At 61.8% G+C, this 25,506-nt stretch carries 20 protein-coding genes; 1 reads left to right on the forward strand and 19 read right to left on the reverse strand.

Translation table 11 applies throughout. The features are described from left to right. Positions 1-5: 5 nt before the first annotated feature. Entirely contained in the window at positions 6-1,541 is a 1,536-nt protein-coding gene (locus tag Q7C30_RS18735; protein ID WP_317872357.1) for an NCS1 family nucleobase:cation symporter-1, read from the reverse strand. Positions 1,542-2,074: 533 nt separating this feature from the next. Here Q7C30_RS18735 and Q7C30_RS18740 point away from each other — a divergent pair. Continuing rightward, positions 2,075-3,004 (forward strand): class I SAM-dependent methyltransferase, encoded by a 930-nt coding sequence (locus tag Q7C30_RS18740; RefSeq protein ID WP_317872358.1) that lies wholly within the window; start codon positions 2,075-2,077, stop codon positions 3,002-3,004. Positions 3,005-3,016: 12 nt separating this feature from the next. Here the strand turns inward: Q7C30_RS18740 and Q7C30_RS18745 are convergent, their stop codons facing one another. The 18 genes from Q7C30_RS18745 to Q7C30_RS18830 form a co-directional block, all read right to left on the reverse strand. Next, the gene (locus Q7C30_RS18745; protein WP_029614985.1) at positions 3,017-3,565 is read right to left on the reverse strand and encodes an adenine phosphoribosyltransferase; all 549 of its coding nucleotides are present in this window, start codon (positions 3,563-3,565) and stop codon (positions 3,017-3,019) included. 50 nt (positions 3,566-3,615) lie between these two features. After that, on the reverse strand, positions 3,616-4,350 hold the full coding sequence (fnrA, locus tag Q7C30_RS18750) for a Crp/Fnr family transcriptional regulator FnrA (protein WP_029614986.1): 735 nt from the start codon (positions 4,348-4,350) through the stop codon (positions 3,616-3,618). 198 nt (positions 4,351-4,548) lie between these two features. Beyond that, the gene (gene hemN / locus Q7C30_RS18755) at positions 4,549-5,931 is read right to left on the reverse strand and encodes an oxygen-independent coproporphyrinogen III oxidase (protein WP_317872359.1); all 1,383 of its coding nucleotides are present in this window, start codon (positions 5,929-5,931) and stop codon (positions 4,549-4,551) included. 153 nt (positions 5,932-6,084) lie between these two features. Then, positions 6,085-6,522 (reverse strand): GNAT family N-acetyltransferase, encoded by a 438-nt coding sequence (locus tag Q7C30_RS18760; RefSeq protein ID WP_317872360.1) that lies wholly within the window; start codon positions 6,520-6,522, stop codon positions 6,085-6,087. A gap of 126 nt (positions 6,523-6,648) precedes the next feature. Beyond that, entirely contained in the window at positions 6,649-7,332 is a 684-nt protein-coding gene (locus Q7C30_RS18765; RefSeq protein ID WP_317872361.1) for a sulfite exporter TauE/SafE family protein, read from the reverse strand. Continuing rightward, positions 7,325-7,543, reverse strand: coding sequence for a cbb3-type cytochrome oxidase assembly protein CcoS (gene ccoS / locus Q7C30_RS18770; protein WP_317872362.1), 219 nt, complete (start codon positions 7,541-7,543; stop codon positions 7,325-7,327). Before ccoS ends, Q7C30_RS18765 begins: the two co-directional genes overlap by 8 nt. A 33-nt stretch (positions 7,544-7,576) precedes the next feature. Beyond that, on the reverse strand, positions 7,577-10,033 hold the full coding sequence (locus Q7C30_RS18775; protein WP_317872363.1) for a heavy metal translocating P-type ATPase: 2,457 nt from the start codon (positions 10,031-10,033) through the stop codon (positions 7,577-7,579). 25 nt (positions 10,034-10,058) lie between these two features. Further along, on the reverse strand, positions 10,059-10,586 hold the full coding sequence (locus Q7C30_RS18780; RefSeq protein ID WP_029615019.1) for a FixH family protein: 528 nt from the start codon (positions 10,584-10,586) through the stop codon (positions 10,059-10,061). Positions 10,587-10,603: 17 nt separating this feature from the next. Further along, the gene (gene ccoG, locus Q7C30_RS18785; RefSeq protein ID WP_029615020.1) at positions 10,604-12,016 is read right to left on the reverse strand and encodes a cytochrome c oxidase accessory protein CcoG; all 1,413 of its coding nucleotides are present in this window, start codon (positions 12,014-12,016) and stop codon (positions 10,604-10,606) included. 222 nt (positions 12,017-12,238) lie between these two features. After that, positions 12,239-13,225 carry a cytochrome-c oxidase, cbb3-type subunit III gene (ccoP, locus tag Q7C30_RS18790; protein ID WP_317872364.1) on the reverse strand — a complete coding sequence of 329 codons (987 nt, stop codon included), beginning with the start codon at positions 13,223-13,225 and terminating at the stop codon, positions 12,239-12,241. Continuing rightward, entirely contained in the window at positions 13,222-13,419 is a 198-nt protein-coding gene (locus Q7C30_RS18795; protein WP_029615021.1) for a cbb3-type cytochrome c oxidase subunit 3, read from the reverse strand. Before Q7C30_RS18795 ends, ccoP (Q7C30_RS18790) begins: the two co-directional genes overlap by 4 nt. Before the next feature lie 5 nt (positions 13,420-13,424). After that, complete coding sequence (gene ccoO, locus Q7C30_RS18800; RefSeq protein WP_039578836.1) at positions 13,425-14,033, reverse strand: cytochrome-c oxidase, cbb3-type subunit II; 609 nt, start codon at positions 14,031-14,033, stop codon at positions 13,425-13,427. Next, a complete protein-coding gene (gene ccoN, locus Q7C30_RS18805; RefSeq protein WP_317872365.1) occupies positions 14,033-15,475 on the reverse strand; it encodes a cytochrome-c oxidase, cbb3-type subunit I in 1,443 nt (480 codons plus the stop codon). The genes ccoO and ccoN overlap by 1 nt, the downstream gene beginning before the upstream one ends. A 540-nt stretch (positions 15,476-16,015) precedes the next feature. Continuing rightward, on the reverse strand, positions 16,016-17,617 hold the full coding sequence (locus tag Q7C30_RS18810; protein ID WP_317872366.1) for an RHS repeat-associated core domain-containing protein: 1,602 nt from the start codon (positions 17,615-17,617) through the stop codon (positions 16,016-16,018). Positions 17,618-17,683: 66 nt separating this feature from the next. Further along, positions 17,684-20,503, reverse strand: a complete 2,820-nt coding sequence (locus tag Q7C30_RS18815) for a hypothetical protein (protein WP_317872367.1) — start codon at positions 20,501-20,503, stop codon at positions 17,684-17,686. Beyond that, entirely contained in the window at positions 20,500-23,892 is a 3,393-nt protein-coding gene (locus tag Q7C30_RS18820; RefSeq protein ID WP_317872368.1) for a hypothetical protein, read from the reverse strand. The genes Q7C30_RS18815 and Q7C30_RS18820 overlap by 4 nt, the downstream gene beginning before the upstream one ends. A gap of 458 nt (positions 23,893-24,350) precedes the next feature. Then, positions 24,351-25,286 carry a cytochrome-c oxidase, cbb3-type subunit III gene (gene ccoP, locus Q7C30_RS18825; RefSeq protein WP_317872369.1) on the reverse strand — a complete coding sequence of 312 codons (936 nt, stop codon included), beginning with the start codon at positions 25,284-25,286 and terminating at the stop codon, positions 24,351-24,353. Then, positions 25,283-25,501 carry a cbb3-type cytochrome c oxidase subunit 3 gene (locus Q7C30_RS18830; RefSeq protein ID WP_029614905.1) on the reverse strand — a complete coding sequence of 73 codons (219 nt, stop codon included), beginning with the start codon at positions 25,499-25,501 and terminating at the stop codon, positions 25,283-25,285. Before Q7C30_RS18830 ends, ccoP (Q7C30_RS18825) begins: the two co-directional genes overlap by 4 nt. Between the last annotated feature and the right edge of the window lie 5 nt (positions 25,502-25,506).

The raw sequence follows: 25,506 nt of genomic DNA on the forward strand, positions 1-25,506 counted from the left end.
CTTGATCAGTGACTGCTGTGGTCGACGGCGATGGCTTCGCCGCTGACGTCGAAGTATTGGCGATTGCGCGGCGCGATCAACAGGTACAGGGTCGCGGCGGTGGCGGCGCCGATCAGCCAGGAGAACGGCGCCACGCTGTGGAAGTGCGGTACCAGGGCGAGCACGATCGCCAGCAGTGCTGCTGGGATGAACGCCGCGAGCGCCCGCAGGTTGATACCGCGCGAGTAATGGTAGGCGCCGCTTGGGTGTTCGCTGTACAGCTCCGGCACGTTGACCCGGCCTTTTCGCAGCAGCCAGTAGTCGGACATGATCACGCCGTACAGCGGACCGAGCAGGGCGCCCAGGCCGGACAGGAAGTACACGATCACCAGCGGGCTGTTGTACAGGTTCCACGGCAGGATCAGCACGGCCACGGTGGCGCTGATCAACCCGGCGCGGCGGAAATTCAGGTGGCGTGGCGCCAGGTTGCTGAGCACGAAGGCGGGGGCGACGAAGTTGGCCATGATGTTCACCGCCACGGTGACGATCAGGAAGGCCAGACAGCCCAGTACCAGGAAGGGGGTGCTGGGAATGGTCGCGACGATCTGCGTCGGGCTGTCGATCACCTGGCCGTTGATCTGGAACTGCGCACCGCACAGCACCACGGTGATCATCGCGAACACCAGAATGTTCACCGGCAGGCCCCAGAAGTTGCCGACGCGGATGGTCTTGCGGCAGGGCGAGGAGCGCGCGAAGTCGCAGAAGTTGAGCACCAGGGTGCCGTAGATCGCCAGCCACAGCGCGCCGCCGGCGAAGATGTTGCGCCACATCTCGTAGCCGGTCAGCGGATCGCTCACCGACCAGGCGATGCGCGCATCGTTCTTGAAGAACATCCACGCGGCCAGGCTGGCCACGGTGAGCAGGATCACCGGACCTGCGAAGCCTTCGTAGCGGCGCACCATCTCCATGCCGTAGGCGAGGATCACCAGTTGCACCAGCCAGATCGCCACGAAGCAGAGCCAGCCCAGGCTCGACAGGCCCAGGAGGCTGTCGTGGTCGTAGGCGGCGAGCTGCGGCCAGACGGCAGTCAGCAGCACGCGTAGCACCACCGAGGCGAGGTAGGTCTGGATGCCGAACCAGGCGATGGCGATGACGGCACGAATCAAAGCGGGAATTTGTGCGCCATGGATGCCGAAGGCGATGCGGCTCATCACCGGAAAGGGAACCCCGGTCTTCTGGCCCATGTAGCCGGACAGGTTCATGAAGAAGTACACCAGCGCTGCGCCGATGGCCAGCGACACGAGAATCTGCCAGCCACCCAGGCCGAGCGCGAACAGGCCCATGGCGAAGGAGTAGTTGGCGATGTTGTGCACGTCGTTGGTCCACAACGCGAAGATGCTGTAGCCGCCCCAGCGACGGCCCTCGAGGCGAGTGGGCGCCAGGTCGCGATTGTGCAGGCGCGGGCTGAGTTCGCACGGGCTGGCGGGGGTGTCGAGCGGGGTGGTGGTGGGCTGGGTGCTGGCTACGGAAAGTTCAGGGGCAAGGTCGAGGCTGCTACTCATTCCGGAGGCTCCTGATGCGCGAGGGGCTGCGAGGCGGCGAAAGCTCGCCAGCGCGTCGGTGCAGCCATGGCATCACTGGGTTCTGGGCGCAAACGGCTTGCTGGGCAAGCGCTGCGGTTCTTGTGTGTTTATGTCTTGCTTAAGTTGTATACAAAACATATGACCACTCAAGCCAGTTCCATGCCAGTGAGGACAGGTTTTCTAGAAGACGCAGGCAAGTAAGTGTTCGATAGATTTTTAATCTATTGATTTTATTGGATTAAATTCAAATTCTCGGTGGTGTGTTCAAGTCCGCTAGCGCCATAACCTGATCTATGAGTCAGATTTATCTACCGAAAGATGTCACCTGATAGTGCAGTGAAGTAACGAGTGCACACAAAAATGGCACTTGAGGTGACAGATTTGTGCACAATAACTGCGATCAGTTTTCATATTTTCTCGATTAACTGTCTACAGTGTGATCGCTGCACAATGCTGACGGAGTCCAGTCAGGAAAACCGTTAGAATGTCGGTTTTGCCTACCACGACGCCTCATGACCTCTCCAATCCATACGCTGGAGCAGCATCTGCTCACTTCCCTCGACGCTGCGCCTAGCGAAACCCGCCGGCTGTTCCACGGCCGCGGTCGCTGCTGGCCAGGCCTTGAGCAGATCACCGTTGACTGGCTGCAGGGCGTGCTGTTGGTCGCCCTGTTCCGGGAGCTACCAGACGGCCAGTTGACCGAGCTCGAATCGATGTTGCGTCGCTTGGCCGAACGCCCGCAGTGGACCGGCCAGGCCATCCTGCTGCAGCACCGCTACCTGCCCGACAGTCCCGGGCAGTGGCTTTTGGGCGAGCCTTGCCAGCAACGCGCAGTGGTCGAAGACGGCCTGAGCTACCTGCTCGATCTGGGTGTGCGGCAGAACAATGGCTTGTTTCTCGACATGCGCTACGGCCGCCGCTGGGTACGTGAGCAGGCGGCAGGCAAGCGGGTGCTCAACCTGTTCGCCTACACCTGCGGCTTTTCGGTGGCGGCCATTGCCGGGGGCGCGCAGCAGGTGGTCAACCTGGACATGGCCAAGGCCGCCTTGTCGCGCGGGCGGGAGAATCATCGGCTCAACGGCCACGACGCCTCGCGGGTGGCGTATCTGGGGCACGAACTGTTCAAGTCGTGGGGCAAGGTGCGCAAGTACGGGCCGTACGACCTGATCATCATCGATCCGCCGACGTTCCAGCGCGGCAGCTTCGTGCTGACCCAGGATTACGCCAAGATCCTGCGCCGTCTCCCGGAATTGCTGGAGGAGGGCGGCTGCGTGCTGGCGTGCGTCAACGATCCGGCCATTGGCCCGGAGTTTCTCATTGAGGGCATGGCCGAACAGGCGCCCGAGCTGAGGTTCGTCGAGCGCCTGGAGAACCCGCCGGAGTTTCCCGACGCCGACCCGCAGGGCGGGCTCAAGGCGCTGGTGTTCCGCCGACAGGCTTGAGCCCTGCGCGGCTCAGTATTCGGAGAGGGAGAACTCGGTCAGGCAGAAGGTCGGCACGCCGGCCGCCTGCAGGCGCCGCGAGCCTTCCAGCTCCGGCAGGTCGATGATCGCCGCCGCCTCGAACACCTTGGCGCCGGTGCGCCGCACCAGGTTGACCGCCGCCAGCAGGGTGCCGCCGGTGGCGATCAAGTCATCGAAGATCAGCACCGAGTCGCCATCGCACAGGCTGTCGGCATGCACTTCGAGGAAAGCTTCGCCGTACTCGGTCTGATAGCCTTCGGAGAGCACATCGGCAGGCAACTTGCCTTGCTTGCGGAACAGGATCAGCGGCTTGTTCAATTGGTGGGCGATGATCGAGCCGATCAGGAAGCCACGCGCGTCCATCGCGCCGATGTGGCTGAAGTCAGCTTCGACGTAGCGCTCGATGAACTGGTCGGCAACGTAGCGCAGCCCGCGTGGCGACTGGAACAGCGGGGTGATGTCACGGAAGATCACGCCCGGTTTCGGGAAGTCCACTACCGGGCGGATCAGGGCTTTGAGGTCGAAGGTGTCGCTAGGCATGGGGCGGGTATCCTGGAAAAACGTGGCGTCAGTATACCCTGGCGCCGCGCTCAGGCGTCCATCGCACCACCGGCCAGGGCGCACAGCTGGATCGGGTCGAGGATGTGCACCTCTTTACCCTCGGCCTTGAGCAGGCCGTTCTGCTGGAAGCGGGTGAACACCCGCGACACGGTTTCCACGGCCAGGCCCAGGTAGTTGCCGATCTCGTTACGCGACATGCTCAGGCGGAACTGATTGGCCGAATAGCCACGGGCGCGGAAGCGCGCGGACAGGTTGACCAGGAAGGTGGCGATGCGCTCGTCGGCGGTTTTCTTCGACAGCAGCAGCATCATCTGTTGGTCGTCGCGGATTTCACGGCTCATCACGCGCATGAGCTGGCGACGCAACTGCGGCAACTGCACCGACAGCTCGTCCAGGCGCTCGAAGGGGATTTCGCAGACCGAGGTCGTCTCCTGCGCTTGCGCCGACACCGGGTAGGCTTCGGTGTCCATGCCGGACAACCCGACCAGTTCGCTGGGCAGGTGGAAGCCGGTGATCTGCTCTTCGCCGGCATCGCTCAAGCTGAAGGTTTTCAGGGCGCCGGAGCGTACCGCATAGACCGAGCCGAAATTGTCACCCTGGCGGAACAGGAACTCGCCCTTTTTCAGAGGACGGCCGCGCTTGACGATCTCGTCCAGTGCGTCCATGTCTTCAAGATTGAGTGACAGGGGCAGGCACAGGGGGGCCAGGCTGCAATCCTTGCAATGGGCCTGACCGTGGGGGCGCAGTTTGACTGGCTCGGACATTTCTTTCGATCCTTGTGGAAAAGCACACATAAGCCGTAAGGGTAACCTACGGGTGGTCTGGAGGCCAGCCTGCACTTCTTTGGTGCGTCTGCTGGATGGCGCACGCGGATAGGCGTGCGCACCCTCTACCGTCCATGGTGTGCCTCACAAGTTGGGCTGTCCATGCGGCCCATCGTCTCGCTGAGGCGTATGAAACTCCTAAATTACGCGGGAAAAACGCTGACGATTCTGTAGGGCCAAGTAAGCATCGAAGACCATGCACACCGATCGCACCAGCAGGCGTCCGGCCGGCAGTACGCGGATACCGCGGGCATCGAGGGTGATCAGACCGTCGCGCTGCATCGCCTGCAACTGCGGCCAGAGCGCTTTGAAATAGCCACGGAAATCGATGGTGAAAGCCTGCTCGATCGGCTCGAAGTCCAGCTCGAAGTGGCAGATCAGTTGTTGGATCACGGCCCGGCGCAGACGGTCGTCCTGGTTGCACAGCAGTCCGCGTTGGGTCGCCAACTGCGCGCTGGACAGGGCGTCCTGGTAGGTGTTCAGGTCGCTGCTGTTCTGGCAGTACAGGTCGCCGATCTGGCTGATGGCCGATACGCCCAGGCCGACCAGGTCGCAATGACCGTGGGTGGTATAGCCCTGGAAGTTGCGCTGCAGCGTGCCTTCCTCCTGGGCGATGGCCAGTTCGTCGTCGGGCAGGGCGAAGTGGTCCATGCCGATGTAGCGGTAGCCGGCGGCGGTCAACTGCTCGATGGTGTTGTGCAGCATCTCCAGCTTGACCGCGGCGGCTGGCAGTTCATTGGCGTCGATGCGCCGTTGCGGCATGAAGCGCTCGGGCAGGTGGGCATAGTTGAACACCGAGAGGCGATCTGGCTGCAGGCGGATGACTTCCTCGACGGTGCGGGCGAAACCATCTGGTGTTTGCTTCGGCAGGCCGTAGATCAGGTCCAGGTTCACTGAGCGGAATTGCAGGGTGCGTGCGGCCTCCACCAAGGTGCGGGTCTGCTCCAGGCTCTGCAGGCGGTTGATGGCACGCTGCACGGCCGGGTCCAGGTCCTGCACGCCCAGGCTGACGCGGTTGAAGCCCAGTTCGCGGAGCAGACCCATGGTTGACCAGTCGGCTTCGCGGGGGTCGAGTTCGATGCCGTAGTCGCCCGAATCGTCGTCCAGCAGGTTGAAGTGCTGGCGCAAGGTGGCCATCAACTGGCGCAGCTCTACATGGCTGAGGAAGGTCGGCGTACCGCCTCCGAAGTGCAACTGTTCCACGCGCTGACGCGGGTCCAGGTGGCAGGCGATCAGTTGGATCTCCTGCTCCAGGCGTTGCAGGTAGGGCGCCGCGCGGGCGCGGTCCTTGGTGATGACCTTGTTGCAGGCGCAGTAATAGCAAATGTTGGCGCAGAACGGCACGTGCAGGTACAGCGACAGCGGACGCACGGCCCGGCGGCTTTCGCGCAGGGCATGCAGCAGGTCGAACGAGCCCACTTCGGCGTGCAATTGCACGGCAGTCGGGTAGGAGGTATAGCGCGGCCCGGCCAGATCGTAACGACGGATCAGGTCGGGGTCCCAGTGGAGTTCGTCGAGCATGTGGGCAGTCCCCGAATAGAGCGGCAGTGTCCGGAGTCTAGAATTGTCTGTAGGAATCAGCCTTGACCTGCATCAAGCGCGGTGCCAGGCGCGAACGCCCTTTCATGTTGCCGTCGGGGGGGGCACGCCTGCCTCATGCCCCGCGCAGTAGGCTCACGTCAGACGCTTTTCGAAGCGAACATCCCCCTCAGGTAACTGTTCCACGGCTTGCCAGCCCAGATGTCGATAGAAGCCGCTAGCGCGGCTGGCTTCAGCAGTTTCAAGCCAGATCGTCCGATGGTGTTGAAACAGATGAGCCTCGGCCTGGTTCATCAGGCTGCGCCCCACTCCAAGTCCCTCGAATGCCGGAAGAACGAACGCCGCGAACACGCAACCCTCCTCGGCATCCACCATGCAGAACCCCGCCGCAACGCCATCGACCTCAGCGATCCAAGCGCACGGCGCGTCTTCGATGGATTGTCGTATGGCATCGGGGGTGATACCCATCTCTACCAGTTGGTCATAGGACAGATGGTTTTCCCGAACCCGGGTCCGTATATCAAAAATCGCCTCGATATCGTCCGGATCAGCAAGTCTGATTGTTTTTCTCATAAAGCACTCCTTGGCAAAACCCGCCCACAACTTCTGCAGCTATCGACAGTGATCACGCCACCTCAGTGCAGTGCACGCAATCCGCTCTTCCTTGCCGCTTGCCGCTCAAAGCTTGCCGCTCGCTCTTCAATGCCCCATCAACCAATGCTGATGCGGCCCCGGTAAGGTCCAAAGGCCGAACAGCATCACCAGCATACCGCCCGCCATGCGCACGTGGCGTCGGCGCAGCACGGCGGTGACACGCTCGGCTGCCAGGCCCGTGACCAGCAAGACCGGCCAGGTGCCGACACCGAAGGCGAGCATCAGCAGTGCGCTGTGCACCGCGTTACCCTGGCTCGCTGCCCACAGCAGGGTGCTGTAGACCAGCCCGCACGGCAGCCAGCCCCAGAGCGCGCCGAGCAGTAACGCGCGGGGCAGGCTGGACACCGGCAGCAGGCGCGAAGCGATGGGCTGCAGGTATCGCCACAGCCCGCGCCCCAGCGCCTCGATGCGTGTCAGTCCGCTCCACCAGCCTGCCAGGTACAGGCCCATGGCCATCAGCAACAGGGCTGCCACAACCCGCAGCATCTGCACCGCCGGGCTGCCGGCCAAGGCCCAGCCGGCCAGGCCCAGCAACAGCCCGGCGACTGCGTAGCTGAGCACGCGTCCCAGGTTGTAGGCGATCAACAGACGCAGGCGACGTGCGCGTTGTTCAGGCGGGATAGCCAGGGTCAGCGCGCCCATCAGGCCGCCGCACATGCCCAGGCAATGGCCGCCGCCGAGCAGGCCCAGTACCAGTGCCGAGACGAGCGCAGGCAGCAGTTCAGGCACGGGGGGAGGTGTCCTGGTCGGTGGCGTCGGGGGCGCCGGCGTCGTGCTTGATCGCTGCCTGGTGGCGCGGGTCTTGATCGTCGAACAGGATGCTGTGGGCAGGCCCTTCGAGGTCGTCGTACTGGCCGCTGTCCACGGCCCAGAAGAACACGTACAGCGCCACGCCGACCAGGAGTAGCGCGGCAGGGATCATGATGTACAGGGCGGGCATGCAAAAGTCCTCAGGGTACGCAGGTGCACACGGTCAGGCCTCGGCGCAGGCGGTGACGGGATCGGGCCGGCCTCGACCTTCGCTCGGCGCCGGCAGCCGGGTCAGGCGCAACGCATTGAGCACCACGATCAACGAACTCAATGACATACCGACTGCCGCCCAGACCGGGGTGATCCAGCCGAGCGCCGCGAAGGGCAGCATCAGGCCATTGTACAGCGTCGCCCACAGCAGGTTCTCGAGGATATTGCGCCGCGTGCGTCGGGCCAGGTCGAAGGCTTGCGCCAGGGCTTGCAGACGGTTGGACAGCAGCACCGCATCGGCGCTGGTCTTGGCCAGGTCGGTGGCCGAGCCCATGGCGATACTGATATCGGCCGCCGCCAGCACCGGCACGTCGTTGACGCCGTCGCCGAGCATCAGCACCTTGCGCCCCTGCGCCTGCAGCGCCTTGACCCGCGCCAGCTTATCGTCCGGGCGCAGGCCACCGATGGCCTGGTCGATCCCCAGTTGCGTCGCCACTTCATCGACCATCGGCGACGTGTCGCCAGACAGCAGCAGCGTGTGCCAACCCCGCGCCTTGCACGCCGCGAGCAAGATCTCGGCATCATCGCGCAGGCGATCGTCGAGGCCGAACCAGGCCAGTGGCCCCTGCCGGTCACCGAGCAGCAGCCATTGCCCGCGAAGCTCCGGCACCGGCGGCACCTCAGCGCCGCTCAGGGCACAGACGAACGTCGCCTGACCGATGCGCAGGCGTTGCTGGCCAACCTGGCCCTCCAGGCCCAGCCCCGGCATCGCCTGCACCTGCTCGGCCGGCTCGGCGCTGACCCCGAAGGCGCGGGCAATGGGGTGTTCGGAGCGGTTTTCCAGGGCCGCGGCCAGGGCCAGGCAGCGCTGCGCCGTCAACTGGCCCAGCGGGCGGATGCTGCGCAGCGTCAGTCGCCCCTCGGTCAAGGTACCGGTCTTGTCGAACACCACCATGTCGATCTGGTTCAAGCCTTCGAGCACATGCCCACGGGTGACCAGCAGGCCAAGCGTGTGCAGGGTGCCGGTGGCTGTGGTGAGCGCTGTCGGGGTGGCCAGCGAGAGGGCGCAGGGGCAGGTGGCGACCAGCATCGCCAGGACGATCCAGAACGCCCGGTCGGCGTCCAGGTGCCACCACCACAGGCCGATGCCCAGCGCCGCCAGCAGGCTGAACAGCAGGAACCACTGCGAGGCGCGGTCGGCGATCTGTGCCAGGCGCGGCTTTTCCGACTGGGCGCGCTCGAGCAGGCGCACGATGGCCGACAGCCGTGAAGCCTGGCCAAGGGCTTCGACCTCCACCACCAGCGTGCTTTCCACGTTCAGGGTGCCGCCGGTGACGCGTTCGCCGGCCTGCCGCGCCTGTGGCAGGTACTCGCCGGTGAGCAGCGATTCGTCGACGCTGGAGCGCCCGTCCACGATGCGGCCGTCAGCCGGAATCACCGCGCCGGGCAGCACCTGCACGCGCTCGCCACAGGCCAGTTCGGACAGCAGCACGCGTTGCGCCTGGCCCTGAGGGTCCAGACGCAGGCACGAGGCTGGCAACAGGTTGACCAACTGCGCGGTGGCCGCTGCCGTGCGTTCACGGGCGCGCCGTTCGAGGTAGCGCCCGCTGAGCAGGAACAGGGCGAACATGCCGACCGTGTCGAAGTACAACTCGCCCCGGCCGGTGATCGCGGTCCAGATCCCGGCGCCGTAGGCCAGGGCGATGGCCAGCGATACCGACAGATCCATGGTCAGATGCCCGGTGCGCAGGTCGCGGGCAGCGCCTTTGAAGAAGGGCGCGCAGCTGTAGAACACGATGGGCGTGGTCAGAAACAGCGCGACCCAGCGCAGGATGGTGTGCAGCTCCGGCGACAGGTCGATGTTGAATTCCGGCCAGGTGGCCATGGTCGCCATCATCGCCTGGAACCACAACAGCCCCGCCACGCCCAGTCGCCGCAGCGCCGTGCGGTTTTCCTGGGCCAGGCGCTCGGCGGCCTGGTCGGGTTGGTAGGGATGGGCGGCGTAGCCGATGCCACGCAGTTCGCCGAGCAGCCGCGACAGCGGCAGTCGCTGGTCATCCCAACTGACGTGCAGGCGATGGTTGGACAGGTTCAGGCGCGCCTCGCCCACGCCCTCGAGGTTGCGCAGGTGCTTCTCGATCAACCAGCCGCAGGCTGCGCAACTGATGCCTTCGATCATCAGGGTGGCTTCGGCCAGCGCGCCCTGACGATGGACGAAGCCCTGCTGCACGTCGGCGCGGTCGTACAGCGCCAGTTCGTCCTGCAATTGCCTGGGCAGGGTCTGCGGGTTGGCGCTGCTGTCGCTGCGGTGCTGGTAGTAATGCTCCAGGCCGCCAGCGACGATGGCCTCGGCCACCGCTTGGCAGCCAGGGCAGCAGAACGGCCGGGCCTGGCCCAGTACCACGGCGCTGAAGCGGCTGCCGGCGGGGACGGGCAGCGCGCAGTGGTAGCAGGGGATGGGTTGGCTCATCGGGCGAAGTTCTTGTGGCCTGGGATCATGGCTGGTGCTCGGCCCCTTGCAGCGCTTCGTCGCCCAGTAGCAAGGCGACCCCGTGCTCGACCTTCTCCTCCTCGAACAAGCGCCACACCTGATCTTGCTCGCTGCCGAGCAGCTCGACGAAGCGCCGGCCTTCGACCTTGTCGTCGAGCTGGCCGACATAGCGCCCGCCCTCCACGCGCAGCAGCTTGACCTTGCGGTCCCTATCCGGCTGGGTCGGCGAGATCAGGTTCAGCTCCAGACGCTGCGGTGCGCTGTCGCCACTCAGGTGCAGTTCCACCTCGCCGGTCAGCTCGTCCAGGTGCACGCTGGCACGCAGGTTCAGGGCCTGGGCCAGCATTTCGCGGTCCAGCGACCGGTTGATGCCTTTGCCGGCCTCGTAGTAGTTGTCGTTCACCAGGTTGTCCGGATTGCGCACGGCAATGCTGACCATGGTCAGGCTCAGGCACACCGAGGTGGTCAGGATGCCGATGATGATCCAGGGCCAGAGGTGCTTGTACCAGGGGCTGGTGGCGGTGGCGGTCATGGCGCAGGGTCTCTCTTTCAGCGGATCTGGGGGCCGATGAAACGGCTTTTGGCTTCAACCTGGGTGCCGCTGTCATCGGCATCCTTGAGGATGAAGGTGATGTCGTTGGTGGTCGACGGCAATTGCTCGGGCGCGATGGACAGTTGCACCGGCAAGCTGACGATATCGCCGGCGGCCACCCGCAGTTCGCGCTGGCCGGACAGCTGCAGGCCTGGCAGGCCGCTGGCGTCGAGCACGTAGACGTGGTCGTGCTGGTCCTTGTTCATCACCTTCAGGCTGTACACGTTCTCGATCTGCCCCTGGGCGTTCTCGCGGTACAGCACCCTGTCCTTGCTCACGTCGAAGCCGACCAGCGAACGGGTGGCGAAGGCGGTGGCCAGGGCGCCGATCATCACCAGCAGCACCACGGCGTAGCCGATCAGGCGCGGGCGTATCAGGTGGGTCTTCTGCCCTGAGAGGTTGTGCTCGGTGGTGTAGCTGACCAGTCCACGCGGGTAGTTCATCTTGTCCATCACGCCATCGCAGGCATCGATGCAGGCCGCGCAGCCGATGCATTCGATCTGCAGGCCGTCACGGATGTCGATGCCGGTCGGGCAGACCTGCACGCACAGGGTGCAGTCGATGCAGTCGCCCAGGCCTTTGGCCTGGTAGTCCGCGCCTTTCTTGCGTGGGCCTCGGGTTTCGCCGCGGCGCGGGTCGTAGGAGACGATCAGGGTGTCCTTGTCGAACATCACGCTCTGGAAACGCGCATAGGGGCACATGTACACGCACACCTGCTCGCGCAGCCAGCCGGCATTGCCGTAGGTGGCCAGGGTGAAGAAGCCTACCCAGAAGTAGGCCCAGCCATCGGCCTGGCCGCTGAAGAAGTCCACCACCAGTTCGCGGATCGGTGCGAAGTAGCCGACGAAGGTCAGTCCGGTGACGAAGCCGATCAGCAGCCACAGGCTGTGCTTGGCCAGCTTGCGCAGGAACTTGTTGCCGCTCATCGGCGCCTTGTCCAGCTTCATGCGCTGGTTGCGATCACCCTCGGTGACCTTCTCGCACCACATGAAGATCCAGGTCCACACGCTTTGCGGGCAGGTGTAGCCGCACCAGACCCGGCCAGCGTACACGGTGATGAAGAACAGGCCGAACGCGGCCACGATCAGGATGCCCGACAGCAGAATGAAGTCTTGCGGCCAGATGGTGGCGCCGAAGATGTAGAACTTGCGCTCGGGCAGGTTCCACCAGACGGCCTGGTGGCCGCCCCAGTTCAGCCAGACAGTGCCGAAGTACAGCAGGAACAGCACGGCACCACCGACCATCCGCAAGCGGCGGAACAGTCCGGTGAAAGCGCGGGTGTAGATCTTTTCTCGGGAGGCATACAGGTCGACGGAATCCTTTCCGGTTGCAGGCGGGGTGACATCGTGTACGGGAATCTGCTTGCTCATCATCAAGTCCCACGGCAGTGGAGAAATGCCAGGGCCAGTGCGTGCCGGCCGTGGTCGCGCGCCCGGTGCTGGCGCTCTGCGGGCCATGATACGCCTGTGATGGCAAGGTCGGGCCTGGCTGCGACCTTTAGTCGCATTGGGTTGTGCTCGGTAATCGTGATATGGGAAGTGTCAATTGATTCAGGTCAGTGGCCGGTGGAATTAACCGCCGGCCACCGCACCTCATTTCGGCTGATCGTCCTGGGCCGCAGGCTTTTCCTGAGACAGGCTGTACACGTAGGCCGCCAGCAGATGCACGCGGTCGTTGCCCTGGATCTCGGCCTGGGCCGGCATCTGGCCCTGGCGGCCGTAGCGGATGGTCTGCTGCAACTGGGCGAAGCTCGAACCATAGATGAACGCCTGCGGATGAGTCAGGTCCGGCGCGCCCATCGCCGGGGTGCCTTTGCCTTGCGGTCCGTGGCAAGCCACGCAGGTGCTGGCGAAAATCTGCTGACCCTTGATCGGGTCGGCCTTGGCGTCCTCGGGCAGCTTGCGCCCATCCAGCTGACTCAGCACGAAGGCCGCCACGTCGGCCACGCCCTGTTCGCCGATCACCTCGCCCCAGCCGGGCATGACGCCGTGGCGACCGTTCATGATCGAGGCCTTGATGGTTTCCGGCTCACCGCCCCAACGCCAGTCGCTGTCGGTGAGGTTTGGGAAGCCGTAGGCCCCCTTGGCGTCCGAGCCATGGCACACGGCGCAGTTGGAGGCGAACAGGCGCGCGCCCATCTTCAGCGCCTGCGGGTCCTTGGCCACCGCTTGCAATGGCATGGCCGCGAACTTGGCGAAGATCGGGCCGAAGCGGGCGTCGGCCTTGGCCATTTCCTTCTCCCACTCGTGCACGCCGCTCCAGCCTGTCTGGCCGTCGCCAAATTCGCGGCGCGAGTCGCTGTCCAGGTAGGCGTAGCCGGGCAATAACCCGCGCCAATTGCCCAGGCCCGGATACAGCACCAGGTAGCCCAAGGCGAAGACGAGGGTGCCCACGAACAACCAGAACCACCAGCGCGGCAGGGGGTTGTCGTACTCCTCGATGCCATCGAAGGCATGCCCGACGGTCTGGTCGGTGAGGTCTTCGCGCTGGCCCTTGCGGGTCGACAGCAGCAGCCAGGTCAAGGCGAAGATCGTGCCCAGGGTCAGCACGCTGATGTACAGGCTCCAGAAACTGCTCATGGTCGCTCGCTCCCCGATGTGTCTCGTGCATTGCGCTCGATCCGGCGCTGGGCCTCGGGATCGTCGGCGAACGGCAGTTGCGTGGCTTCGTCGAAGTCGCGCTTGCGGCGTGGGCTGAATACCCACAGCGCCAGGCCCACGAAGGCCACCAGCACCACGAGGGTGCCCAGGCCTCGAATCGTTCCGATTTCCATGCGCGTCACCGTTTGCTCTTGATCAGGGTGCCAAGGCCTTGCAGGTAGGCCACCAATGCGTCCATCTCGCTCTTGCCCTTGACCGCCTCGCGGGCGCCGGCAATGTCGGCGTCGCTGTAGGGCACGCCGAGCGTGCGCAGTACTTGCAGCTTCTTCGCCGTGTCCTGGCCGTCGAGGTGGTTTTCCACCAGCCAGGGATAGGCTGGCATCTTCGACTCCGGTACCACGTTGCGCGGGTTGTACAGGTGCGCGCGGTGCCAGTCGTCCGAGTAGCGTCCACCCACGCGGGCCAGGTCCGGCCCGGTGCGCTTGGAACCCCACAGGAACGGGTGGTCCCAGACGCTTTCGCCAGCCACCGAATAGTGGCCATAGCGTTCGGTCTCGGCCCGGAATGGCCGGATCATCTGCGAGTGGCAGCCCACGCAGCCCTCGCGGATATAGATGTCGCGCCCCTCGACTTCCAGCGCGGTGCGCGGCTTCATGCCCTCCACCGGCTGGTTGGTGACGTCCTGGAAAAACAGCGGCACGATCTGGGTCAGCCCACCGATGCTCACCGCCACCACCATGAAGAAGGCCAACAGGCCGATGTTCTTCTCGACGACTTCATGTTTCATCAGTGCGCTCCCACGACGACGATCTTGGCGGCTTCGTCGGCCTGCGCCGGATGGGCGCCACGCACCGTGCGCACCACGTTGTAGGCCATCAGCAGCATGCCCGAGGCGAAGAACGCCCCGCCCACCGCGCGCACGATGTAGCCCGGATGGCTGGCCTGCAGCGCTTCGACGAAGGAATAGGTGAGCGTGCCGTCGTCATTGATCGCCCGCCACATCAGGCCCTGGGTGATGCCATTGACCCACATCGAGGCGATGTACAGCACGGTGCCGATGGTGGCCAGCCAGAAGTGCGCGTTGATCAGCCCGACGCTGTGCATCTGCGCGCGTCCATAGAGCTTGGGAATCATGTGGTACAGCGCGCCGATGGTGATCATCGCCACCCAGCCCAGGGCGCCGGCGTGAACGTGGCCGATGGTCCAGTCGGTGTAGTGGGAGAGGGCGTTGACGGTCTTGATCGCCATCATCGGGCCTTCGAAGGTGGACATGCCGTAGAACGCCAGCGAAACCACCAGGAAGCGCAGGATCGGGTCGGTGCGCAATTTATGCCAGGCCCCGGAGAGGGTCATCATGCCGTTGATCATGCCGCCCCAGCTTGGCGCCAGGAGGATGATCGACATCACCATGCCCAGCGACTGGGCCCAGTCGGGCAGGGCGGTGTAGTGCAAGTGGTGCGGGCCGGCCCAGATGTACAGGGTGATCAGCGCCCAGAAGTGGACGATCGACAGGCGATAGGAATAGATCGGCCGCTCGGCCTGCTTGGGCACGAAGTAATACATCATCCCGAGAAAACCGGTGGTCAGGAAAAAGCCGACGGCGTTGTGGCCGTACCACCACTGGATCATCGCGTCGGTGGCACCGGCGTAGGCCGAATACGACTTGAACAGGCTGACCGGCAGGGCTGCATGGTTGACGATGTGCAGCATGGCGGTGACCAGGATGAAGGCGCCGTAGAACCAATTGCCGACATAGATGTGCTGGGTCTTGCGCCTGACCAGGGTGCCGAAGAACACCACGGCATAAGCCACCCAGACAATGGCCAGCAGAATCGCGATCGGCCATTCCAGCTCGGCGTATTCCTTGGTGGTGGTGTAGCCCAGGGGCAGCGTGACCAGCGCCCCGACGATCACCGCCTGCCAGCCCCAGAAGGTGAAGGCAGCCAGGCCATCGCAGATGAGCCGGGTCTGGCAGGTGCGTTGCACCACGTAATAGCTGGTGGCGAACAGCGCACAGCCGCCGAAAGCGAAGATCACCAGGTTGGTGTGCAGCGGGCGCAGGCGGCCGAAGCTGGTCCAAGGCAGGTCGAAGTTGAGGCTGGGCCAAACGAGCTGCGAGGCGATGAACACGCCCAGGCCCATGCCGAGGATGCCCCAGACCACGGTCATGAGGGCGAACTGGCGGACGACTTTGTAGTTATACGCAGGCGGACTGATGGCTGTGTTCATGCTGGGGTTCCACGCTTTGACTGTTCTTGTGGGTGGAAAAAACGCTGTCAGGGTCACGCAAAGCCCTGCACTGCTTCCTGTCCGTGACTGCGGGGCAGTCGACGATGGATCAGACAGGCCGAGTGAGTGTACACAAACAAATCACTGTTATGTGTACCGTTTCTCGAATTTTTCTGATCGATCGGTCAGGCTTTTTTCCAAGCCGTTTTCGCGCCGGGCATCGGGCCATAGGCGAACGGTCGCCAGCTTAGAGGTCGTGGGCAGGGGAGGAAAGGCTCAGAACGGCACGCCCCCTGTGATGGTGCAGATGCGGGAATGTCCCGTACCTGCACCCCCGACAGGGGGCGCGGTGTTGGCGGGGTTACTGATTGCTTGAGGCTTGCGCTGGCTCACACGTCGGCTATTTAATTCCCGTGCAAGTGCTGCTTGAGCAAAGCCGTGAATATGATCACGGCCGTACTCAAGCAACTACCTTCGAGATTGCAGGTGCTCGAGCATAGTGCTTTGAAAAAAGCGCATAAGCCGGCTCGAAAAGCTTGCTCACCGGATCACATTTTTTGGCCTAGGGATGCCCATAAGCTGTTTAAGCATTGAAGATCTGCAGAACCCAGCCTCATGATGCGAATAAGCAATTCCTGAGCTCTCAAATGTCCCCCATATTTTGTCCAACGATAGCTCATTACCTTTTTTGACCATCAGGACGTCGACGCTGTAGGACTTTGCAATCAACTCAAGATGCTCTACCGAATTGTGTTCGAAATGGCTTAGGCTATAATTTGCCGTTAATTTCCCACCCTCCATATCTTTGATTCTCAGGGTTTTGGCTTTGCCTGCAGCTATCAGGTGCGCGGGGCGCCATTCTTTCACAAGCATTCCATTGGCGGAGCGCTGTAACTGTGTTGGGCCGCTGATCGTTCCCGTTGCTGGTGCGTAATAATGAAGCGTACTATTTGCCGGGACTGTCGCTGAACCGCCAAGAATCTTGTTTTGACCGTGGGCTGAGTAATACAGGGTCTCGGACCTTTGCGCACCACTTCGTATGATAATGAAGTCACCGAGATCCTCATGATGCACGCCCCCCGTAGCGGTGCGTCTTACTGCTTGTGGTGATTGAGCAGGCGATGCGGTTCTTTGACTATTCCTAAGATTTCTCAGGACTTTTGTCGGGCTAGCATCAATCAAGGCTTCAGACACATTATTCGATACGCGCATGCGTATTCCACGCAACTGCTGCAGGCCTCGAGCGGAGCCCTTCAGCAGGGACGGAAGCGCAGTCAAAGCCGCAACCGCCTGGGATGCCATCGATGCCCACCCCAGTTTTTCTGCCAGTTCCGGGTTGTCCTGTTCCACGGCCATTTTCGTGACGTCCAGTGCTACCGAAACCATCGTAGTGACCACCAGTGCTGCGGCGACCATCACGGATAAGCCGCCAGCCATCCCCGGAAGACTCGCCAACGCCATCACGACGTGACCTGCCTCTTCCAGGCGCGAGGACAACCGCGGGTTGCTCTGGCGCTGGGCCATGCCCGCGGCGGTGACGGCCCCGCCTACCATGATCGCGGTACAAAGCGCCATGCCGATCCCGGCCATTACCGGCCCCGCTGCCCCAAACGTGAGGATGGTCGCCGCGATAGCGACAACCACGAAAACCGCCAACGCAACCCATTGCCACCAGGGAACCGCCTCGTGCACCGGCGGCTGGGCTGCACTGATTGCCGAGTCAAGCCTAGCCAGGCTTTGAGCTTGATCGCGCCGGCTGAGCATGATGTGGCCGCTGGGGTCATGCCAATTCACAGGGTCCCCGCCGGCGCAGTACGCCCGGTCATTGAGCCCGCCAGCGCCGAACGGGCTCCAGTCGTCACGTTGATAGAACGCTCGGTGACGCGGGTCATAGACACGATAGCCATTGCCCAGATGAGCGCACCCGGTCGCAGGGTCCAACCGTTGCCCGTCACGGCCCAGACCACTGAGCATCGCTTGAGTGCTGGACACCGGCGCTTCGCCCCAGGGCGTAAACGCCAACGACCGGTGCTGCCAGGCACCCTTGGCATCTACCCAGTACTCATCGCCACCGGCCTGTTGCGGGTCGCCCAGAACGAAGAGCTGTGTCTCTGCAGTTCCCTGACGGTTCTTGATGACCATCCCCGCGTGTTCGTCCAGCGTCAGGGAGCGAACGACCTTGCCTTCTTTGTCTAGCCAGGTTTCACCTCAGAGCACATCACCCGTGTAAGCAAGAACCCGACGCTGGTTGTCCGCTGCGATCCATTGGCTGATCAAGCAGTCATTTTCGTCATACTCGTAATAAGTCGAAGGCGTTGGCTGACCTTTTTCGGTGACTGAGCGCAACCTGCCGGTATCCGAGTAGGCAAGGGTTTGCTCGCGTTCGTTGAGCGTCAGCCGCCCAGCGTCATCGTAGGTGTAGCTCAATGATCGAAGCGTACCGGCCTTGCCGCCCTTTGGCGTGAGCTGGGTACTTTGCCGAGTACGGCGGGTGGGATGATCGCTGTCATACTCATAGATCACGCGTTCCACGTCACCATTGCTGCGTGTACTGCTGCACTCGGTAAGGTTGCCCAGTGCATCGTACTGGTAACTCTGCTCTTTGATGGAGTGCCCCTCGGCATCCTTGACCTCATCACCCGAGATCGCCTCGACCGTCCACTTTTGCAGCTCATCACGCGTACCGTCCACACTGGTGTAGTAGATGAATGTCTCGGTACGAGCCGGCGTGGATTGGCCATCGCGGAACAAGACTTTGCTGGTCAGCTGTCCGATGGACGACCAGGTCTGCACGTAGCGTGTCTTGGTCTGGTCATCGAGCCGATACAGCCGTTCAACTTCATTGCCCAGTTTGTCGTACGTATAGGACACGGCCATGGTTCGGCCCGTGTTCAGATCACGCACGGTCATCCGCTGGCATTGGCCCAAGGCGGTGTATTCATACCAGTACTCCAGCGAGCCACGGACAACACGGTCACATTGTCCCTGCGGGCCGCTCCAGGCTTGGCTGCTCACGCCATTGGCATATTTCGCCCGCTGAACCTGGCCACGCAATGACACCAAGGTTTCCTGTCGCTGTTGCTGTGCATGCACGGTGCGGTTGAAATGCCAGGCTCCAAGCAGCAGCGGGGTCAGGTCCTCACTGGTGACTTTGCTCTGCTGGGTACCCTGCGCCGGGCGCTCGGCCTTCAGCGACTGAGTCACCTGGTTAAATTTGAACGACGCCAGCAGTGTGCCGGTACTGTCACTTTTGTTCTCTACATACCACTCGACACTGTGGTCGGTTTCTTTGCGGTACAGTTTCTTGCCGTCAGGCCCCGTGAGTTTTCCGGCTCGATCACTGTAGGCCAAGCCTTTTTTACCCCCGACGACCACGCCAGTCACAAGGTCACCCTGGTTACCGCCACCCTCCAGCGTCTGGTTGCCGAGCAACTGGCTGGTCTTGCCTTTGGCCTTGATGCTGACGGTTGTGGGTACCGCACTCATGCCCTGGTAGTTCCAGGTGACGACTGACTCGTCGGGTTGGGTACGCGACAGCGGGCGATCCAGGTCATCCCAGGTCGTGGTCCACTCCCGCGATTTGAATGTTCCGTCCTCCATCGGCACATGCTGCTTGAGGGCCACGGTGCGCCCACGGGCATCGATGAGCTCCTCGACTCGCAGCGCTTTGGCCTCATTGCTGCTGTCATGCCCACTCCAGAGCGCAGACGACAACGTCACGGATCCTGTCGCATGGTTTACCTGCTGCTCCCGGCGGGTGTGCTGGATGCCGTCAGGCAAGAGCGCCAGCGCCGACTGCTGGGTGAGCGTCTGTTCATCCTTCGCGTTCTTCTTCAGCACAGGGTCGGCATGTGCCTGCCAGAAATGCTGGTGCAGCTGGGTGGGTGCCTGAAGGTCCTTGTCATTGTGAGTGCACAGGCCGCCAGGCAGGAAATCATAGGCCTTGACCTTTTCAGGCGCCTCGCCACGCCCCCAGGTACTTTCCTCCAGCAGCACGAATTCGCTCGTGTCGCTCGCTTCACGTTGCATTTCGCGTCTGACTGCTCGCTGCAGGCCATCGTACAGGGTGCGCTGCCGTCGGCCGCTCGAGTCCAGTGTTGTCAACCAAGTGCCCGAACCCGTTTCCGTGTGGGTGATGCGCTGTTGTTCGATCGGCTTGAGCGCTTTGACCTCTCCAGAATCGAACGCCTTGGCATCGTACGGGTACGTCACACTGTGGGCCCCTCGGCCACAGGTGTCGTAATCATGGCAGGAGAAACGCACAGGCTTGCCGTCACCATCCTGATGCGACTCGCGTAGCAGCCGACCACTGAACGCCGACTGGATCTGCTGGCTGAGGATGGCATCGCCGCCCGCGATCAAAGGGGCCGTGGTGACGAGCTTCCAGGTGTTGGGCTGTTTTCCTGGGTAAGTGGTTTCCGTGATCGTCTGCGTGCTGCGAACGGTGTTGTCTTTGTACCAGGTGGTGGCTGTCCGGGTGATGCTGCGCAATGCGCCGCTCACTTTATTGGCTTGGCTCTGGATCAGCGTGACTTTGATGCCACTCCAGGACGAGGCAAGCGATACGGTCCAGTCCTTTGCCTCTGACTTGACACTGGCGACCGTGACACCTTCGAGCACCAGCACGGTGTCAGGCATCAGCCGGCCCTGTGCATCCTGGGTCGACTTCGCATAACCACAAAGCGTCAGCGTGGCCGCCGAAGTGGCCGTGCCGTCGAACGCCAGGTATTCCAGGCGAGCCATCAATGGTGGTTGGTGGGGGTCTACGATCTTCGGGCAGACCAACCCGGCGGCATCCGCCAGCAAGGTTTCGTCAGCAAGTTTGAGCCCGCTGATCAATTCACTGATCACGGGCAATTGATCGCCGCGAGTGCCCTTATCGGTGTCCGATCCTGAGTAGTACCGCACGCAGGTCGTCTGCCCATCACTGGTAACCGTCGAGCTCGGTTGACCGTGTTTGGTATAAGCAGCCAATGTGCTTTCGACTTGCGAGGCATTCGAAGACGATCCGTTGGTTGTGTCGGTCATGATAGGTCCACCGCAATTGAAGTTTCGACTGGCGATTCAGTGGTGACTTCGATTTTGACAGGGCGTGAGAGTGCCAGGTGCCTGTAGCTATTTGACGCGGCGGTGTCAGGGTATGTAAAGCGCGTCGTACGCAGGGGAGCGTCAGGCTGATATTGAATGATCGTGTCCACCACGCGTACGCCATTGTTGAATGTCCACGACGTTTCGATGAAAGGGCAAGGGGACTTTCCAACACGGCTGAGTCGCCATTTACGCGACCTCTCAATTATGTATTCACCTGTCCATTCATAGCGATGAGCGATGCACTGCTGATTGGCGCCGGGCACCAACGTATGCATCTCGACGCGTGGCGCCACGGCGCGTTCCAAACTCGGAGATTCGTATTGAACGGTTTCCAGTGAGCCGTCTTCTTCGAGAATACCGGTCAACACCTGATCCAGCACTGGATCGAGCTCATAGTTGAAACGAACATACCGCTCAGGCGTTGAATCCTGCCCAGCACGATGACGCGTGATCGACTCCAACAGGCAGTTTTGGATATCCAGCGTGACATCGTAGCTTTCAGCGGTGTCAGGCCATACCGTGAAGGTGCTTTGCGACGAACCTTGAGCAACGATTGAATCATGTTTGGCCCTTAACAGCACTGTATCTGCGCCTGCGTCTGCAATGCTGTCTAGCCGGACGTGCCCTTTAATGCCCTGCCATGCCAGCGTGAGTTCTCCACCTTGTGGCGAGAGGATGCGCGACGTTACCAGCACCAGACTTTCGCGCTCGATATCCGCCAGTTCTGCTTTCCAGGCGTCGCGTTGTTTTTTTAGATTGGCGATTTGTCCGCTTGTGATGTTTTCCTTTTCGATCCATCGGGTCAGGTTTTCGATGATCTTTTCCAGCTTGGCCTTCAGCGCTGCTTTGTACGCGGCCCCCGCTTCTTTCCCATCATGCGAGATGGGTAACGAAAGCACTTCCTGGCGTCCCTCGGCACCTGCTGGCATTTGGATAGTCAGGGAGGTCCATCGATTTTCGTCGCCCTCGACAGCCGTAATTCTGTAACCCTCTTGATCAAGAAACTTCGTCTTGGCGGCGCTCAGTGATTTCATTTGCGCCTTGGTCAGGGTCACTGTCTGGCCCGTGCTCAACGTCAGTACTCGCCGTCGATTGTCGAAGTAGGAGAAGCGGAATGCCCAACCATCGCCCAGTGCCCCTTCATTCGCACGTACCGCCGAATAATGAAGCGTCAGGTCCAACTCTGGACCTTCACCTCCAAGCCCCCTGAGTGTGCCAACTGGATAGTGGGCATGAAACAAACCCGTGTTTTCGTCTACCCCATTTTCCCGAGCGCCGCCTGTATCGTAGACATGCGCGCCAAGGGTCATGCAACGGTCAGCACAAAGCGTATCCTTGGGGCGGAATAATTTGATGCGATCAGGTGCTATCTTCAAGTTAAGTTCGAAAGGGTCGACCCAAGGGCTTTGAAAATCAAACTCAGCGCCGACCATTCCTACCGATGCCAACGGTGAAGTGTGGAAAGAGGGAGATAGATACAATGTATCTGAACTGTCCTTTTTGTACCCGTACTCCTTCGCGAATGCCGGGTGCTGCTCACGCCTGGTCCGGGAAAGTACTCCCGGAGGCATCACGTACAAAAAGCGTATACCTTCGCTTAGGGATTCCGGCTTGAGCTTCAGTTGAAGCCGTCGGTCAGCCATTATCATGGAGTCGCCAGATAAAAAATTCTGACAAGAGGGTAAAGGAATACCGAAACTATCAATATGCGTCGGTCTATCCGAACCCTGTGCTTTTGAAAAATGGGCTAGATAATGCTGTTTGGCTACGAGCTCCACTTGCAACGAGCCGCCATAGTGGCTTATTTGTTTCGGGCGTTGTATATGTAAAGTGGCGACCATGCCAAGTTTTCTAGGCAGCCATAAAACAGACGTGTCTTCGGTGTTCTCAGCGCCATTACTTGATAAGGTTTGATCCGCGAAAACTGTTTCTGGGATGCCGCCGCGTCGCATAGCATCCATCAGCTTTTGGGCAAATGCCTGAGGGGTCTCGGTGTATGCAATGTGCCCAGCTGAATACTCTACGCATACGTGATAGCACACGTACCCCGTGCGAATGTCGTGCAATGTCACTTCCAGTGGATAGAGAGTCCAGTGTCGGTCGAGCGCCGCTGTAGCTCCATGAACCGTGAACGTCTCTACGGGCAGCACGAAATTATCCTTATTCGCTTGATCAATAGCACTCTGCATAGCCTGTGTCAGTTTGAATAACTGCTCTTTCATTGGAATGGGTTCATCGATGAGGCCGTTTTCAGGTACCAGCGGCACCCACTCATCGTTTTCCTCCAAGGGCGTGCTCATCAAGATGCGCAAGGGAATTCCCGCGCATTTCCAGTGCCCAGAGGCACCATTGGGCTTGTCCAGTTCCAGGGCAAGGTACTCAGCCAATGAAGAGACTTGCAGCGTTCTGGACAACGCCGCCGGCCATTTATCCTGCTCAAGCTGATCAGCACTCGCCTTGAAGATGACCGGTGACCCCTTCAACGGCATACCCGTGACATCGTCGTGTATATGAATGCGCAGTTCTTCCTCCGCCGCGACTGCCCGTGACGCGACAAAGTTGCCGTGAAAGACCCAAGGCGCGGGATTCACGGTAACTGACAGTTCCGACAGTTGGGGTATCCACAGCGCGTTTCCCTGGTCGTTTGGCGCAATACTGATACCGTCATCCGCCAGCACACCGGCCCGCAGAATTTCGCTACCCTGCATCACCGCGTCACACAGCGATTTGGCGCGATCAGAGGGGGCGCTGTTCACCTCGAAGCTCACCACAATCGACTCCAGCAAGCCCTGGCTGGTGCGGTCACGTACCTGAACGCAAAGGCGCTGGCCCGCCTGGAAGTCGATATCTGCCAGATCGTGAGCCATAACCTGATTGGCAGCGAACGGTGCATTGCTATACAGCCGTGCACGGGATGAAAGCACCCATAGGCGATCGCAGTCCGCATGGGAAGACGCCGCGATGAATTTGGACGTGGAATGGCTTACGGTGCCCGCGCTGAACGTGGTGCCTTTGATGACGCCTGCATGCAGCAACTTGGAATGGTCGACCTGCGTCTCATCATTGCGGATCGCGTTGATCAATGCTGTCGGCCATTGATCTCGAGTGCGATTGGCCTGCGTGGCCTTCAAAGCGACCACCTTCAACACTCGCCCGTCCTGCCGATCAACCGCCCACACACGGATGACCTCATTCAACGCCAGGTCTCTGTCAGCCAACAAGTAACAAGGCGACGTCCATTCACATCGCTCAGCACCAATACGTTCTTCCGCGAAACCAATCATGCTGGGTAGGGCGTCGTTGAACGACGTGGAAACTACGTTCATGGGAGCTCCTTTTCGGTGTCTGCCATTTCGTGGACTTATGTATCCTGGATGCATCGAGCGGTCGGCGTGTGTCTGACGTCGCCGTATGCCTCTAATGTGGCGTGCCCTGCGGCTTGGTAGCGCAATCGGTGAGTTGGCCAGGTTGCCTGCGGTGCGAATCTTTATTCACTGTCTTCCCCTGGCAGGCGTTCGGCAACTCACAAAAATGACAGTGGGTATGCGTACAGTTGGGGGCATTCGAGGTCCAGGGCTTACCGGCATCGTCATCGACTCGAAGGGGGCGCGGAGACTGTTGAGGGGGATTTGACGCAAGAAGAACTCGAGCAAGTCGGCTGATGCGTTGGTCGAGGTCTTGATGGAAGATGCTGGCAGGGCCTGGCGTATGTCTAACGCGTGTCAGGCTTACGGGAGGGCGGACTGCTCTGGCGAAAGAAGCGCCTGAGCAGCCCGCCTGGGTGTTACTCGTGGGTAGCGTTTACAGGATCCTGCGACAGGCTATACACATAGGCGGCCAACAGGTGCACCTTGTCGTTGCCCTGGATATCGGCCTGGGCCGGCATCTGGCCCTGGCGGCCGTAGCGGATGGTCTGCTGCAACTGGGCGAAGCTCGAACCGTAGATGAACGCTTGCGGGTGAGTCAGGTCAGGGGCGCCCATGGCCGGCGTGCCTTTGCCTTCAGGGCCGTGGCAGGCCACGCAGCTGCTGGCGAAGATGTCCTTGCCCTTGGCCGCGTCGGCTTTCACGCCTTCCGGCAGGCTGCGTCCGTCCAGGTTGGTCAGCACGAAGGCTGCCACATCCGCCACGCCTTGCTCGCCGATCACTTCGGCCCAGGCGGGCATCACGCCATGGCGACCATTCATGATCGACGCCTTGATGGTCTCCGGCTCGCCGCCCCAGCGCCAGTCCTGGTCGGTGAGGTTAGGGAAACCGTAGGCGCCCTTGGCGTCGGAGCCGTGGCACACGGCGCAGTTGGAGGCGAACAGGCGTGCGCCCATTTTCAGCGCCTGTGGATCCTTGGCCACGTCCTCGACCGGCATGGCGGCGAACTTGGCGAAGATCGGACCGAACTTGGCGTCGGCCTTGTCCATCTCCTTTTGCCATTCGCCGACTTGGGTCCAGCCGTCCTCGTAGCCGGGCAGGATGCCTTTCCAGTTGCCCAGGCCCGGATAGAGGATCAGGTAGCCGACCGAGAACACCAAAGTGCCGACGAACAGCCAGAACCACCACTTGGGCAGCGGGTTGTCATATTCCTCGATGCCATCGAAGCTGTGGCCCATGGTCTGGTCAGTGGTATTGCTGCTCTCGCCCTTGCGGGTGCCCAGCAGCAACCAGGTCAGGCCGATCAGGCTGCCGAGGGTCAGTACGCTGATGTAGGTACTCCAGAAGGTGGTCATTGCCCGTTACTCCTCACCACTGCAGTCACGGCTGCGCTCGCAGCCGCGGGTTCCTGCCCGGCAGGGGGCAGGCGGTCGTCGTCGAAGGGCAGCAGGCGCGCTTCGGCGAAATCACGGTCGCGGCGCCGGTTGAACACCCACAGCGACAGGCCGATGAAGGCCACCAGCACCACCAGGGTGCCCAGGCCGCGGATCATGCCGATGTCGAATTCCATCGTGC

This window comes from Pseudomonas sp. RAC1, assembly GCF_030658255.1.
Lineage (GTDB): Bacteria > Pseudomonadota > Gammaproteobacteria > Pseudomonadales > Pseudomonadaceae > Aquipseudomonas > Aquipseudomonas boreofloridensis.

Bases quoted from the DNA above. Each gene is read 5' to 3' on its own strand.
- Q7C30_RS18780 (WP_029615019.1), bottom strand. From the start codon at position 10,586: ATGACCGCCACCGCCACCAGCCCCTGGTACAAGCACCTCTGGCCCTGG.
- Q7C30_RS18775 (WP_317872363.1), bottom strand. From the start codon at position 10,033: ATGAGCCAACCCATCCCCTGCTACCACTGCGCGCTGCCCGTCCCCGCC.
- Q7C30_RS18740 (WP_317872358.1), top strand. From the start codon at position 2,075: ATGACCTCTCCAATCCATACGCTGGAGCAGCATCTGCTCACTTCCCTC.
- Q7C30_RS18820 (WP_317872368.1), bottom strand. From the start codon at position 23,892: ATGAACGTAGTTTCCACGTCGTTCAACGACGCCCTACCCAGCATGATT.
- ccoS (WP_317872362.1), bottom strand. From the start codon at position 7,543: ATGCCCGCCCTGTACATCATGATCCCTGCCGCGCTACTCCTGGTCGGC.
- ccoN (WP_317872365.1), bottom strand. From the start codon at position 15,475: ATGAACACAGCCATCAGTCCGCCTGCGTATAACTACAAAGTCGTCCGC.
- Q7C30_RS18760 (WP_317872360.1), bottom strand. From the start codon at position 6,522: ATGAGAAAAACAATCAGACTTGCTGATCCGGACGATATCGAGGCGATT.
- Q7C30_RS18830 (WP_029614905.1), bottom strand. From the start codon at position 25,501: ATGGAATTCGACATCGGCATGATCCGCGGCCTGGGCACCCTGGTGGTG.
- Q7C30_RS18735 (WP_317872357.1), bottom strand. From the start codon at position 1,541: ATGAGTAGCAGCCTCGACCTTGCCCCTGAACTTTCCGTAGCCAGCACC.
- Q7C30_RS18815 (WP_317872367.1), bottom strand. From the start codon at position 20,503: ATGACCGACACAACCAACGGATCGTCTTCGAATGCCTCGCAAGTCGAA.
- fnrA (WP_029614986.1), bottom strand. From the start codon at position 4,350: ATGTCCGAGCCAGTCAAACTGCGCCCCCACGGTCAGGCCCATTGCAAG.
- ccoO (WP_039578836.1), bottom strand. From the start codon at position 14,033: ATGAAACATGAAGTCGTCGAGAAGAACATCGGCCTGTTGGCCTTCTTC.
- hemN (WP_317872359.1), bottom strand. From the start codon at position 5,931: ATGCTCGACGAACTCCACTGGGACCCCGACCTGATCCGTCGTTACGAT.
- ccoP (WP_317872364.1), bottom strand. From the start codon at position 13,225: ATGAGCAGTTTCTGGAGCCTGTACATCAGCGTGCTGACCCTGGGCACG.
- Q7C30_RS18795 (WP_029615021.1), bottom strand. From the start codon at position 13,419: ATGGAAATCGGAACGATTCGAGGCCTGGGCACCCTCGTGGTGCTGGTG.
- ccoP (WP_317872369.1), bottom strand. From the start codon at position 25,286: ATGACCACCTTCTGGAGTACCTACATCAGCGTACTGACCCTCGGCAGC.
- Q7C30_RS18810 (WP_317872366.1), bottom strand. From the start codon at position 17,617: ATGGTCATCAAGAACCGTCAGGGAACTGCAGAGACACAGCTCTTCGTT.
- Q7C30_RS18745 (WP_029614985.1), bottom strand. From the start codon at position 3,565: ATGCCTAGCGACACCTTCGACCTCAAAGCCCTGATCCGCCCGGTAGTG.
- ccoG (WP_029615020.1), bottom strand. From the start codon at position 12,016: ATGAGCAAGCAGATTCCCGTACACGATGTCACCCCGCCTGCAACCGGA.